The organism is Chitinophaga sp. OAE865 (genome assembly GCF_040546735.1).
In the GTDB taxonomy this organism is placed as follows: Bacteria; Bacteroidota; Bacteroidia; order Chitinophagales; family Chitinophagaceae; genus Chitinophaga; species Chitinophaga polysaccharea_A.
The window spans coordinates 2,310,730-2,325,530 of the sequence record NZ_JBEPOF010000001.1; the positions used below are offsets into that span (position 1 = coordinate 2,310,730).

Annotated in this window: 9 protein-coding genes; 7 read left to right on the forward strand and 2 right to left on the reverse strand. The window is 46.2% G+C overall.

Annotation, left to right across the window (positions count from 1 at the left end; genetic code table 11):
- The first annotated feature begins 162 nt into the window (after positions 1-162).
- The 6 genes from ABIE50_RS09475 to ABIE50_RS09500 all read left to right on the forward strand — a co-directional run bounded on the left by ABIE50_RS09475 (position 163) and on the right by ABIE50_RS09500 (position 9,934).
- Positions 163-2,025, forward strand: coding sequence for a phage tail-like protein (locus ABIE50_RS09475; protein ID WP_209864147.1), 1,863 nt, complete (start codon positions 163-165; stop codon positions 2,023-2,025).
- Positions 2,026-2,103: 78 nt separating this feature from the next.
- The gene (locus ABIE50_RS09480) at positions 2,104-4,140 is read left to right on the forward strand and encodes a hypothetical protein (protein ID WP_209864143.1); all 2,037 of its coding nucleotides are present in this window, start codon (positions 2,104-2,106) and stop codon (positions 4,138-4,140) included.
- Positions 4,141-4,145: 5 nt separating this feature from the next.
- The gene (locus ABIE50_RS09485; RefSeq protein WP_209864141.1) at positions 4,146-5,717 is read left to right on the forward strand and encodes a T9SS type A sorting domain-containing protein; all 1,572 of its coding nucleotides are present in this window, start codon (positions 4,146-4,148) and stop codon (positions 5,715-5,717) included.
- A gap of 113 nt (positions 5,718-5,830) precedes the next feature.
- Positions 5,831-6,520, forward strand: coding sequence for a (d)CMP kinase (gene cmk / locus ABIE50_RS09490; RefSeq protein WP_209864139.1), 690 nt, complete (start codon positions 5,831-5,833; stop codon positions 6,518-6,520).
- A 639-nt stretch (positions 6,521-7,159) separates the two neighbouring features.
- Complete coding sequence (locus ABIE50_RS09495) at positions 7,160-9,112, forward strand: tetratricopeptide repeat-containing sensor histidine kinase (protein WP_209864137.1); 1,953 nt, start codon at positions 7,160-7,162, stop codon at positions 9,110-9,112.
- Between the two features lie 57 nt (positions 9,113-9,169).
- Positions 9,170-9,934, forward strand: a complete 765-nt coding sequence (locus ABIE50_RS09500) for a LytR/AlgR family response regulator transcription factor (RefSeq protein WP_209864134.1) — start codon at positions 9,170-9,172, stop codon at positions 9,932-9,934.
- A 268-nt stretch (positions 9,935-10,202) separates the two neighbouring features.
- Here the strand turns inward: ABIE50_RS09500 and ABIE50_RS09505 are convergent, their stop codons facing one another.
- Both ABIE50_RS09505 and ABIE50_RS09510 read right to left on the reverse strand, forming a co-directional pair.
- Positions 10,203-11,426 (reverse strand): 4-hydroxy-3-methylbut-2-enyl diphosphate reductase, encoded by a 1,224-nt coding sequence (locus ABIE50_RS09505; protein ID WP_209864131.1) that lies wholly within the window; start codon positions 11,424-11,426, stop codon positions 10,203-10,205.
- A gap of 36 nt (positions 11,427-11,462) precedes the next feature.
- A complete protein-coding gene (locus ABIE50_RS09510; RefSeq protein ID WP_209864129.1) occupies positions 11,463-12,341 on the reverse strand; it encodes a rhomboid family intramembrane serine protease in 879 nt (292 codons plus the stop codon).
- A gap of 355 nt (positions 12,342-12,696) precedes the next feature.
- On the opposite strand from ABIE50_RS09510, the gene rpsA reads away from it, so the two are divergent.
- Positions 12,697-14,601: a 30S ribosomal protein S1 gene (gene rpsA / locus ABIE50_RS09515; RefSeq protein WP_142683466.1), complete on the forward strand. Its 1,905-nt coding sequence runs from the start codon at positions 12,697-12,699 to the stop codon at positions 14,599-14,601.
- Positions 14,602-14,801 lie beyond the last annotated feature (200 nt).

A 14,801-nucleotide genomic window follows, 5' to 3' on the forward strand; every position in this document is an offset into this window, starting at 1 on the left:
AATTATAACGATTTAATAATTTTATTATTATATAGATTAATATAAAATATGGCCGATGAATTCCTTATACTTCTAATTGAATCTATCTATCCTTATGACTGTCACACCGGCAAATATTAATGCCGGAGGTGTGCTTGACATTAACTATTTATCCCTATATCTATGAGAAAATCTCTACGTATTGCAGCGCGGGTAATGCTGGCTGGCGGTGTAGGCATGATCGCCTCACAGGCGAATGCACAGCTGAAAGTTGGTAAAAATCCTACTACGATAGAAAAATCCGCTATCCTCGACCTGGATGCAGACAAACAAGGTTTATTACTGCCACGTTTAACAGACACCGTTGGCATCACGGGCTTAACCCCACCGGACGGTATGGTCATCTACCTGAAAAAAGCCGGGGAAGAAGGCTTTTATGTCAGGAATCATGGCTACTGGCAAAAAATGGCTAACTCCGGCGATGTTGCCAATACCTGGGGCCTTAGAGGAAACCCTGGTACCGCTGGCGACTTCATCGGAACTACTACCAACGTACCGCTTTCCCTCAGGGCAAACAACGTGGAAGGTTTCGTGATAGACAACGGTTATGCCTTCCTGAAAAAGCTCGACCTGGTAACTACGGGTGTTGATGTATTACTTATTGATCCCACAACCGGAAAGATCAGCAAACGTACAATTTCAGAAACCGCTTTCACTACAGCAATTAATAAGATCAACGGGTTAACTGCTGCCGATCAGAAACTGACCACTGCAGCGCCGGCAGCTACCCCCAACGATTATGTTTTTTCTACCACCGGAACAGACACGCACGTACTCACCATCGCCACACAGAAAGGCCTGACCGGCGCAGGAGAGGTGACAGCGGGATTGCTCAGTCTTGCCGACTATAAACGTTTTGATAAAGCCACGCTGGCAATGATCATCGGTGCTTTCGACGCTGTACCGGTAGCGGAAGGTCTTTCGATCGACAACACCAATCCCGCCGTTGCGCCCAAACTGGTCCTGCACGCCGCAGATGCCACGCATCCGGGTGCCATGTCAACCGGTACACAGTCGTTCGACGGTTTAAAAACCTTCCTGCAGTCGGTTACAGGTAATGAAGACCTGACCATCCTGAAGAAAGGTCAGTTCGGAACGGGGTTAACCGTGCTGGCAAATGGCGCCACTATTACGGGTAACTCTACTATTACAGGTAACCTGTCGTTACCGGGAACAACCAGCAATCTTTCTGTAGGAGGTAACTCCGCCCTGGCCGGCACCCTGGATGTAACGGGGGCCACTAAACTGGCGGGTACCCTCGGCGTTACAGGTAAAGCTACGCTGGATAACGATTTGCAGGTAAAAGGCAATACACAGCTCGACAATAACGTAGTGCTCACCAACATTGCAGATGGAACCACCCAGGATGTAGTATTGCTCCGTGATGCAACCTCCGGTAATGTTGTAAAGAGAAAGCTTTCCGCCACAGCATTTAAAGACCTGACCTTTAAATCGGATCATGCGGGTCTTGACCTCGCTGTAGCGCAGGTAGCTGATGAAGTTACCGTAAGTATTCCTGTTGCTTCACCTGCTACCACCGGTGGTTTGATGAGCAATACCGCACAGAGTTTTGCCGGTGCGAAGAAATTCGGCAACGAAGTGTCCATCAAAAAAAATGTACATATCGGTGATACCAATAACATCGGCAATTCCACCTTACAGGTGAGCGGTTCCGTGTCTATGTCTATCACTACCGTGACCGCTGCAAGCTACACAGTGGCAGCAACAGATAACACCATTCTTGTTAGCGCCGGCACTCCCAGCAGTATAGTGCTGCCCGATGCTACCACCTGCACAGGGCGTATTTATACCATTAAGAAAATACCTGCAGCATCAGCTCCGGACGATACCCAGATCAACAATGATGTGCAGATCACTTCTGCAGGCGGTACGCTCGAAGGCGGCGCCAAACTCACCATTTATAACGACTGGACCTTTTACACGCTCCAGTCGAACGGAGCAAACTGGTACGTGATCAAGAAATAAGCTGAGATATAACAGGAACGGCTATGTGAAAAATCATAGCCGTTCCATCCTTTGGGTACATTCCTAAAATGTTGATGTATGAAGCTGCAAGGGCTTATGAAAGTATGTGCTGCAATGCTGTTTTGCTTAGGTAATCAGCAGCTGGCGGCACAACAGTTAAAGCTGGGAACTAATCCTTCTCTGGTAAAACAATCTGCCTTACTTGAACTGGAAAGTAAAAAGCAGGCGCTCCTCCTTTCCCGTATCGCGGATACCAGTCAGATCGTTTCCCCGGTAAACGGGATGATCATCTACCTGGAATCCGATAACACTTTGCGTATCCGCGCCAATAACTACTGGACAAAAGTAATAGCCGAGGGCACTGCCATTCAATCTATTAACAACAGTTTTTCCCCCACTCAGGAAATTAAAGCAGTGTATACGCCAGGCGGGGCCTTTGGTTTTTCCACCACCGGCGGTATCCATACCCTTACTATCCCGGATGCTTCTCCTGCTGCTTCCGGGTTTGTTAACTACAGCTTCCAGTCGTTCAAAGGATTAAAGAATTTTACAGAAGGGCTGCAAGCTTACTCATTACGTGTAACCAACGACGTTAGTACACCCATAAAAATACTGGGAAAGGACGCCAGCGGGGATGTTGGCACCCTGACCATTGATAATAATTTATCTGTTACAGGAGGGCAGCTTGGGGTAAAGAACAGCAGCAGCTTATGGAATGCAAACAAAATAGCGAACTACGACGTACTGTTTGGTGCTGCTCCGGTAAATAATGATGTGCTTACTTTTAATGGCACGCAGTGGATCGCGAAAGCGCCCGGTGGCGTTACTTCAGTGGGATTATCACTGCCATCAGTATTTAATGTAACAACGCCATCGGTAACTTCTTCAGGAACGTTAACGGCTACACTGAACACGCAAACTCCCAATACGTTTTTTGCAGGGCCGGCTTCGGGAGCTGCTGCCGGTGTTCCGGCTTTTCGCGCGCTGGTAGCCGCAGATATTCCTGCTTTAAGCGGCTATATTCAGAACAGCACTTCCACGCAGGCAGGCTCAAATTTTAATATATCGGGGAATGGTATTATTGGCGGCACTTTGAGAGTCGCAGGCAGTTCCGGTACCGCAACAAACATACTTGGCCGCGATGGAACGGGAAATGTAAGCAATGTAGCCATTGACGCCACCACGCTTAAAATAACAACCGGTGCGCTGGGTGCAAAGAATACAGATGCAATATGGAATGCCGGCCAACTGCAGGGGAAAGCAATTGCAGCCACCGCTCCCACAGAGGGGCAGGTGTTGAAGTGGAATACAGCTACAGCTGCTTTTGTACCGGCAGACGATATCACCGGCGGTGCTTCTTACGGCACTTTACCGGATGCGGATATTATGGGCGCTATTTCTTCCGACCCTAATTACCGGATGAAGATATGGAAAGGAGGAGGATCAAAAGTTGTAAACGGCCCGGAAACTGGCTCCAATGGCGCTGCGGCATGGAGCGTATTGTCGTTTCAGAATTCATCAGGAACAAATCTTTATACCACACAACTCTATTTTGACAAAAATACACTGGCTCTCAGGGAATGGGGCGGCGCTGACCCCCTTGTTGGAAACCCCTCCAATCCCTGGTATAAGGTAGTGACAACACCCGGTAACAAACAATTTGAAAATGGAGGAGTGATATATGGTAACATGTCTTTTGATGCCACCTCTGAGGTGGACCAGGATGCTGCTAACTTTAACTGGAACAGCAGCACAAAACGCCTGGGTTTAAAAACCGGAACGCCTAATTCTACTTTACAGGTAGCAGGATCTGTTTCAACAAACATCCGTACCATTACCTCATCGACTTCATTTACCGTGGCTGACGACGATTATACAGTGATCATCAATACACCGGTCCCTGCTTTAATCACTACCACCGTTACAATCACCTTACCCAATGCCGCGGCGGCTAATAAAGGAAGGATCTATGTGATCAAAAGGATCAACGCGGGATCGAGACTCGTGGTAAATGTGACTTCAAACAGTATAGAAGCCGGTACTTCAACAACTTTAACAGCTGGAGTTAGCTACCACTTTCAATCAGACGGTACCAAATGGTGGATTATCAATTAAGCCCCATGAAATTATTCCCTGTCATATTAATCCTGCTATTGAGTGGTTTTATGAAAGCTTCTGCCCAGCAAGGCGTTTACATCCCTGCTGGCGCTACCGTATGGCTTTCCGGAAATACCAACGTAGGCATCTTCGCAGATATGACGAACAACGGTATCCTCGGCTCCAACGCTAACGCTACCTTTTATATTCTCAGCAGGTTATGGACTAACGGTAATGGATCTACGCTTCCGGACGAAAGCACGGATGGTAGTTCCGGCACGGGCGGTACCTTCCTTTTTTCGGGCACTGGTCAGCAAAGGGTATTTGGCGCCTACAGCTTCATCAGCGGAACAGGAACCAGCTTCCCCAACCTGCAGTTGAATAATCCCGCCGGCCTGTTACTGGAAGATTTCAGCGACCTGAAGATCAGGAACAACCTGCATTTCGCCAGTGGCCGCATTTATCTCAACGGCTGGAACCTCCAGGTGGGTGATAAAACGCCTGGCTCCATTACCGGCTATAACGATTACCGCTATGTGGTGACAGGGAAAAGCATTGCCGGAGGGCTGCTCTATCGTGCCGCCATTACCAATGCAAATGGAAAAGTAGTGTTCCCCATAGGAACAGACGATTATAATTATTCACCCGCCGCCGTGCTTATTACGACGGGTGCAAAGGATATGGTAGGCGCCCGTGTATACGACAGCGTATTCACGGTGGCCGCCGGCGGCGTTGCTTATGCAGACAGCTTTGTGAATAAATCCTGGAATATCCGCCGGGTAGAAAACAGTGGGGGAGAAGTGGATGTGATCCTGCAGCATATGGATGTAAGCGAGTTACCGGCATATGCTACTTCCCGCGACAGCAGTTTTATTACCCGCTTCGTGGGCGGCGTGTGGGATGCCGTACCGGCTATTACCACCCGGCCATTGCCCGGTACATTATCCACTACCGCCATGATACAGCCGGCCACCATGCACCTGCGGCATTTCGAGGGGTTGGGCGCCAGCGAATATTTTGCAAAAACAGCCCTCATCGGCTCTGCCAAACCGGCCATGTTCCTCAGCTTTGAGGCTTTCAGAACAGCCCCGCTGCTGGTACAGCTGAACTGGACCACCAGCCGCGAAATCTATAATGCTACCTTTGAAATAGAACGCCGGTATGAACGGCAGGAACAATTCGTGAAAATCGGCGTACTGCCTACAAAAGCCATTAATGGCAATAGCAGCGTGCCTTTGAGCTATATTTTCCCGGATGTGAATGATTATGAGGACTGGACCTATTACCGCATCAGGGCAATAGGCCGGAATGGAAAGGTCACGTATTCCGAAATACGCGCCGTGCCTCCGTTTGTACAGATCAAGGTATTCCCCAATCCGAATAATGGTAACTTCAGGGTCACTATCCGCGGTATCCGCGGGGATATGCTGATGCAGCTGCACGATACCTGGAGCCAGGTAATGCGCCAGTATGAAGTAAGAAGAGATGCCGACGTAAGTATTTCTGACCTGCCATCGGGCGTTTACTTCCTTATCATTTACCATAAAGACACTATGAAAGTGGCCTATACCTGCAAAGTGGTGGTTACACAATAAAAGGCCGGAGTTTCCCTGCCGGAAATTCCAGCCTTTTGTTTTGATTTTCTCGGAGATTTCCCCCAATTTTGTAGGGTTCTTCCCAACAGGCGATTCATTTTAAACAGATAGTTTTGAAAAAAATAATCATCACGATAGATGGCTACTCTTCATGTGGCAAAAGCACTTTGGCCAAGCAACTGGCTAAAAAGCTGGACTATACATACATTGACAGTGGCGCCATGTATCGTGCAATTACGCTTTATTTTATTCAGAACAGGATCGACTGGCTATCACATGAAGCAGTAGCCACTGCGTTGAAGGATGTACACCTGGATTTTGTACCTAATTCGCTCACCGGTGTTAGTGAAATGTACCTCAACAGCGAAAATGTGGAACACCTGATACGGGAAATGATAGTGGCCGAAAAAGTAAGTGAAGTGGCTGCAGTGAAGGAAGTACGTGACCTGGCGGTAGCACAGCAGAAAAAAATGGGCGTCCGCAAAGGTATTGTGATGGATGGCCGTGATATTGGTACGGTGGTATTTCCCCATGCAGAACTGAAGATCTTTATGACCGCCGATATTACTATCCGCGTGCAGCGCAGGTTTAAGGAACTTTATGAGAAGAATAAGAATATCACGCTGGAAGAAGTAAAACAAAACCTCGAACTGAGAGATTATATAGATGCCAACAGGGAAATAAGCCCGCTCCGCAAGGCAGAAGATGCTATTATCCTGGATAACAGCCACTTGAGCCCCGATGACCAGCTTCAGCTGGTGATGCAATGGGTGGAAGACGCTATAATGGCGCACTCCTCATAAAATTATTTTCTTTTATTAAAACTCTTTTATACATTTGTTATGTGGCTGTTAGTCACAAACCCGATAATTTTTCCACATCCTCCCGAATTTCCAGTAGAATTTTATTTTCATGCCTGAATGATGTCAGCTTTTTATTGACGCTTTCCGCATACCTGAACCTGATCCTCCCTGAAAAATACTGCTTAGGTAATTTTTGTATGGACAAAATAATTGTGCTGTTGATGAAGTGTGGCTGGACCTTTTAAGACATTAAGAACAAGTGCGTAAGACGCGTTATTATATATCGTGCTTCCGGGGAAGGTCTTATCCTAGCTATATCCATAAAGGACCCTTTGCTATTAACCGACTATAATATTGCTATATATAAAATACAGTCTGTTCCGGTATAACCGCTGCCGGCAGACATTTAAAGGTAATGTGGGATGGCGTGGCACGCCATAGCCGTTCCATATTTTCAGTAGGTGTATTCGGTTAATAGGAAGAAGGGGCGAATTCTTTCGCCCTTTCGCTTTTTTGAACCTTTTGATTGTCAGTGCATATAATGGCCTATAGCGTTATCCCCGTTTAACCGGATATCTTTAAATCGCTACATGTTATTCGTAATTCTTTTTTAAATTGTGTAGTCACACAGACCGGCCAATGTCTATAAAAGGTGTATGTTTTCTATACTTGCTCCTGTCGGGGGCCTGTTTTACGGCGATAGCCCAGGACTCCCTGCGTATATACAAACAGCTCGACTCAGTACACCGGCTTCCTTCAGACACCGGCAAAGTATCAGCATTGCTGAAAAAAGGCGGACAGAACAACCGCTTCTTTGAAGCGCATAAAATAGAAAACCCCTTCTGGCAGGAAGCGCTTACCTTATCACTCCAGCTTAAATATCCTAAAGGAGTATCTCAGGCTTACAATGAACTTGGCACTGCAAAACGGAATAGATCACTGTACATTATTGCAGAGGACTACCACGAAAAAGCCCTCAAAGCCGCAGAAGAGGCAAGAGATACTTTTCTCATCGTATTCTCACTGAATAATGCAGGGGTGGATTGCCGCCGGCAGGATAAATTGCAAAAGGCATTTGACTACCACGTAAAAGCCCTGATCCTTGCTGAAAAGATCAATGATATCCGCAACGTTTGTGTGGCCACCAACAGTATCGGAAATATTCAGCTTTCCACGGAAAAATATGATGATGCCATCACGCACTTTACCCATGCCCTCGAACTGGAAGAGAAAAGCAACAACCAGCTGGGGGTAGCCATTAACCTCGGCAACCTGGGATTCGCTTACCAGGGCCTGAATAAACTGGATATGGCTATCCAGTATCATAAACGTTCCCTTGCCATCAACCAGAAAATGGACCGGCCCATTGGTATGGCCATATGCTATAACGCCCTCGGCGCTGCCTACAAGGAAAAAAAAGACTATGCGGCCGCCATGGAATACCTGAAAAAAGCGCTGGAAGTAAACGATAAGGTAGATGACAAGGTACATGTGGCGGAAAGCTATTTAAGTATAGGCAAGCTGCTTAGCGCACAGGGAAAGCACGACGAAGCACGGAAAAACATTATGCAGTCGATAGATATCAGCACTTTCTGGGGCTTTAAAGCCATGCTGATGGATGCTTACAAGGCATTGGCTGCTGATTTCAAAGAAAGCGGGGAGTTTAAAAAATCGCTGGAAGCCACTGACAGATCACTGCTCTATAAAGACAGTATCCTCGACGAAAAATCCGCCATGGCCCTTACCCAGATGCAAACCATTTATGAGGTAGACCGGAAAGATAACCAGATCCGCAATCTTGAGCATGATAAAATGGTGGGGGAGCTGCGTACCAAGCGTAATGTGGTGATCACCTTTGCCCTGGCGGCATTCCTGCTGATGGCTATTGTGGGTGGCCTTTTTTATATCCGCCACCGCAACCTGAAAGCCAATAAACAAACCCTGCAACTGGAGCTGCGTTCGCTGCGCTCCCAGATGAACCCACATTTCATCTTTAACTCTCTCAGTTCCATCCACCGGTATATCTGGAGCAATAACCAGGAGGAGGCATCTGATTACCTGACCAAGTTCTCCCGGCTGATGCGCCTCATCCTTGACAACACCCAACATACTTTTGTTACACTAAATAAGGAATTGGAGTCATTAAGGTTGTATCTTGACCTGGAATCATTGCGTTGTAACGGCATCTTTGAATACCGTTTCCTGATAGATGCGGAAATTAACGACGAAGAAGTGCTGATACCCCCTATGATATTACAACCATATGTGGAAAACGCCATCTGGCATGGGCTTGTACACAAGCACCCGGATGAAAAGGGCCTGCTGGATATTGAAATCGTGTTACAAAAAAGAAGCCTGGTATGTACCATCACAGACAACGGAATAGGCAGGAAGAAAGCAATGGAAATAAAAGATAAGAAGGGACGGCTGCATAATTCTGTAGGCATGAAAGTGACGGAAGGCAGGATAGACCTGATCCGGAAAATCAATAACAAAGAAGCAAAGGTAACTGTCACAGATCTTGAAGATGAGTCCGGAAAGGCCACTGGTACAAAGGTGACCATCATTTTACCTGCGGAATTTATATTTTAATTTACTCACTGATAAACCTAAAACAGCTGATAGCTAACAGCTACAAAAGCTACTTGTATGAGCGAAATAAAAGCTATCATCATTGATGATGAGCAACACTGCATTGATGCGTTACAAACGATGCTGGAAAAAAAATGTCCCGGTGTTCAGGTGACCGGCACAGCCAAAAGCGTAAGGGAAGCAAAAGTGCTGATAGACGACCAGCAGCCGGACCTGGTATTTCTGGATGTGGAAATGCCTTATCAGAACGGGTTTGAGCTGCTGAAATTATTTGATAAGGTATACTTCGACGTTATTTTTACCACCGCATATGAACAATACGCCCTCAAAGCAATTAAGTTCAATGCGCTGGATTACCTGCTGAAACCCTTCAGCGTAAAGGAATTACAGGATGCGTTGGAAAAATGCAGGGAGAAGAAATTAAACAGGCATAAAGACCAGGGCATATCACCCATGGACGTGTTTCTGCAGAACATGAAAATCATGCAGCAAACCCATAAGAAAATTGCCCTGCCCACTATTAACGGCCTGGTGTTTATGCCCGTGCAGAACATTGTGCGTTGCGAATCTACCGGTAACTATACCCGTATCTTTTTTACCGATAAGAAAAACCTGATGGTATCCCGCCCGCTGAAAGAGTTTGAAGAGTTGTTGTCTGATGTGGATTTCTTCAGGGTACACAATTCCCACCTGATAAATATGCAGCAGATGCAGTCCTATATCCAGGGCGAGGGAGGGTTTGCGCTCATGAGTGATGGTACGCAGGTAGAAGTGTCCAGAAGACGCAAAGCAGACTTCCTGAAAAAGGCCATGCAGTTTTAAGTAGTGATTCTCAGCGGATTCTTAAAAGCGGCATTCCGATTTTATTCGTTTTTATGCCAGTTATGACTAATAACCTACCATATAATAAATGGCTATTGCGGGCATATTGCAGATAAGCTACTTTTGAATTACGATTTCAATATAACTACAATATAAAGATTTTATACTCTGCATTACTAGCGTGATTAGCCCCAAAGAAAAAAGACACCATCTGGTGTCTTTTTTGTTATGATGATTTTTTAAGCCAGTGTTATACAGATGGTTGATTTTAATCAATTATAGCCATTTCATCTGCTTTATGCTCCAGTTGGTAAAAGGAAAGCAGCCGGCGTATTACTCCTTCCACAAGGGCATCCGGGCAGGATGCGCCACTGGTGAGCAGGATGGTCACCTTTTCTTTTTCCGGTAAAAAACTATCATGGCTGATCTCTTCTTTATGATGAAAATCCCAGTGGTTGATAGCGTTTGCGGATAGTATTTTTTCGGGAGATGAAATAAAATAAGTAGGCAGCTTTTCTTCGCACAGTTCCACGAGATGCGATGTGTTGGAACTGTTGTATCCCCCTACCACGATCGCCAGGTCGGCCGGTTCCTGTAACATACCGGTAACGGCAGTCTGGTTGTCGTTTGTAGCATAGCAGAGCGTATCGCGGGTATCTGCAAACCGTTCTCCCGCTGTGGCTTCCGTAAGCTGGAAATGCGTTATCATCACCTGCCGGATATAGTCGGCAATAGCCTGTGTTTCGGTAGCCAGCATAGTAGTCTGATTTACTACGCCTACCCGTTGAAGGTCGGTAACCGGGTTAAAGCCCGGTGAGTACTGGCCTTTGAAAAGGGTATTGAACTCTGCGGGAGCGCGTTGGCCGGTAATGAATTCTGCCAGCAGTTCCGCTTCCTTAATATCTTTTACCACCACGGTAGGGGTACCGGAGGCGCTATGTGAGAAGGTAGCCCTGGTTTCCTCGTGTTTGGGTTTGCCGTGTACTATTACAGTATAGTTCTTTTTGCCGATCTGGTCGGCTTTATTCCATACCCTTTCCACAAAAGGGCAGGTAGTGTTGTATTTAAGCGGTTCAATACCCAGAGAAGACAGTTGCTGTTCGGTTTCAAGGGTAGTGCCAAAGGCAGGGATGATCACAATATCATCTGGTTGCAGGCTTTCCCAGGGGACCAGCTGTTTGCCTGCCGTATCCATAATAAACTGAACGCCGCGATCCAGCAGATCGTTATTCACATGCGGGTTATGGATCATTTCACTAAGCAGGAAGATCCGCTTGCCGGGGTTTTCATCCACTGTTTTAAAAGCAATTTCGATGGCGTTTTCCACGCCGTAACAGAACCCGAAATGCCTGGCCAGTAAAATCCGGATGGGCCCAAAATCAAGCTCAGTGGGGCTGAAGTCCTTTTTCATGCGGTCCTGCTGTTTGCGCTGGTTTTTAATGGCGCTGATCAGCGGGCTGCGATATATAACCGGGACGTTGAATGTTTTCATGTGTTAGAATAACGGAAAATTAAAGGACAAAGTTAATCAGTTTTCTTTGCTCACTTTGTCCAGCCATGCTTTTTCTTCTGCACTGAGGCTGTTGTAACCTCTCTCATTGATTTTATCCAGCAGTTGGTCCAGCCTGGAAGGATCTTTATCTTCTGTTTTTTTCACCACTTTCAGCGGTGATTTTTTGGGTTTGAATTTACGGGTAACGGGCCGTTGCTTGCGGCGGTTGTTGAAATCAAACAGCCATATCAGGGGCTGGCACAGGTCGGTGCCCGCCTGCAGGATACGTATATAAAGGAAGCCGAGCAGAGAGCCTCCCATATGGGAGATCAACCCGCCGATATTACCATCGGGAATGGAGATCAGTCCAAGCAGCACCAGGCCCAAAGCCAGCCATTTCAGTTTTACGCTGCCCAGGAACATGAGGCCGATCTCGAAATTGGGCATCAGGGTAGCGGAAGCCACCAGGATACACATGATGGCGGCGGAAGCGCCTACCATGGAACTACCTACATATTCGGGGAAAAGACTGGCGCTCAGCAGGTACAATAACCCGCCGGCTATACCGCCCAGCAGGTAAAGGGGCAGCACCCGCTTGTTGCCAAGGAAATCTCTGAACAGGTTACCAAACCAGTACAGGTTGATCATATTAAAAAGAGCATGGAAGATCGCTACGTGGGTAAACATGTAAGTAACCAGTCCCCAGGGCTTTAGTATAAATGCGCCCAGCGGCACGTTCATGGCCAGTTGCTCGTAGGTCCAGGCAAAAGGAGCGGGCTGTTTGGTGATGAACGCAATAAGTCGCAGAATATTTAATCCCAGGAAAACGACGATATTCCAGAAAAGCAGATGATTGACTGTGTTTCCTTGCCTTAGCCAGTAGCGAATATCCGATTGAAATGAGGTCCCGTTCATATATACAAATTAAAATAAAATCCGGGATTTAATAATTGTAATTAACATTTTGAATGAAGGAAAAATAAGCGCGTTCACTGCAAATGAATATCATCTTCCCATCTCCTGTTAACAACAATTAATCCGGCTGCCGGTTCTTCCCGCGTCAAAAAAAATGCCCGTTTATGCAGTTTAATTTTTTATCGTAATAAAAATATTAATAATACATTTTAAAAATATCTGAAAATACCGTTCCATACCGCAGCGAACGTTGATTTTCTTCAATAAAAATACGTATAAACGGGTATTTTTTCGTATTTTTGCCGTCCCATAAAACAGGGTATCCGGGTATTCCGGGTAAAATTTTAAATTTTTTATGAGCGAAAACAACATTTCTAACGAACAAAACGCTGAACAACAGGCTCCGCAAGCAACAGCTGCGGTTGAAACAGCGACACCAAAGGCACCTGTAGCAAAAGTTGAAACTGCACACGACGATTTCGACTGGAGCGTTGACAAACGTAACGTTTCTTCTTACAGCAAAGAAGAAAAAGAAAAGTACGACCAGACTTATGACAGCACTTTCAAGGTGTTTGAAGAAAACAGCCTGCTGACTGGTACTGTTGTAGGTTTAACCAACACAGATGTGGTGATCAACATCGGTTTCAAATCTGATGGCCTGATCTCCCTGAACGAATTCCGTGATTTACCAGGTCTGAAGATCGGCGACGAAGTAGAAGTACTGGTAGTGGAAAAAGAAGACCGCGATGGCAACCTGCACCTGAGCCGTAAACAGGCTCGCCAGAAACGTGCATGGGAAAAGATCGTGGAAGTTTACAAAACAGGCGAAGTGGTTACCGGTACCGTTACCAGCAAAACCAAAGGCGGCCTGATCGTAGATGTATACGGTATGGAAACATTCCTGCCGGGTTCTCAGATCGATGTGAAACCAGTTACAGATTACGACCAGTTTGTAGGCAAAACTATGGAGTTCAAGGTGGTGAAAGTAAACGAAACCATCCGCAACGCCGTTGTTTCCCACAAAGCGCTCATCGAAAGCGATATCGAGCAACAGAGAGTGGATATCATCAGCAAACTGGAAAAAGGCCAGGTGCTGGAAGGTACTATCAAAAATATCACCGACTTCGGTGCGTTCATCGACCTGGGTGGTCTGGACGGTTTGCTGTATATCACCGATATCAGCTGGGGCCGTATCTCCCATCCGAGCGAAGTACTGCAGATGGATCAGAAAATCAACGTTGTTGTGCTTGACTTCGACGACGAAAAACGTCGCATAAGCCTGGGCTACAAACAACTGACCCCGCATCCGTGGGATACTTTACCAGCTACTATCACCGAAGGTGCTAAAGTGAAAGGTAAAGTTGTGAACATCGAAGATTACGGTGCATTCCTGGAAATCATGCCAGGTGTGGAAGGTCTGGTTCACGTATCTGAAATCTCATGGGCTTCTACGCCTATCAACGCTAAGGAATTCTTCAAATTAGGAGAAGAATACGAAGCCGTTGTAGTTACCCTGAGCAAGGAAGAACGCAAAATGAGCCTGTCTATCAAGCAACTGACAGAAGATCCATGGTCTACTATCGAAACCAAATTCCCGGTTGAAAGCCGTCATAAAGGTATCGTGAAGAACATCACTCCTTATGGCGTTTTCGTTGAACTGGAAACCGGTATCGGCGGTATGATCCACATCTCTGACCTGAGCTGGATCAAACGTTTCAACCACCCTTCTGAATACACTAAAGTAGGTAACGAAATAGATGTAGTGATCCTGGGTATTGATAAAGACAACCGTAAACTGAGCCTCGGTCACAAACAGATCGAAGAAGATCCATGGAACACTTTTGAAACTATCTTCCCGATCAACTCTATCCATGAAGGTACTGTTGTGAAGAAAGATGATAAAGGTGCTACCGTTCAGCTCCAATACGGTCTGGAAGCATACGCTCCTGCACGTCACCTGAGAACTGAAGATGAAAAACCAATCAACGTAGAAGATGTGAAAGAATTCATGATCATCGAATTCGACCGCAGCGAAAAACGTATCCTGGTTTCTCACACCCGCGTTTGGGAAAAAGCTCAGGCTGAAGAAAAACAAGCTGTTGTTAGAGAGAAGAAAGAAGAAGCTGACAAAACCCGTAAGGCTGTGAAAAACATCCAGGGTAAAGTTGAAAAAGCTACTTTAGGTGATCTCGGCGCTTTAGCTGAACTGAGAGAAAAACTGAAACAATCTGAAGGCGGCGAAGAAAAAAGCGCGCAGTAAGATCCGGTTTCATTAAATAATAAATCCCGCTCCTGCAAAGGCAGCGGGATTTTTTTTGCCTGTAATTTGTCTTGTTAAATTATTCCCCGTAAAAAATTTGAAATAGTGAACTATTTAGCTAATTTGTTTGCTGTAGAGAATACCCCGTTGCTGCTTGATAAACCATACCCTCATTTTAAAACAGAATAATTCACAACATG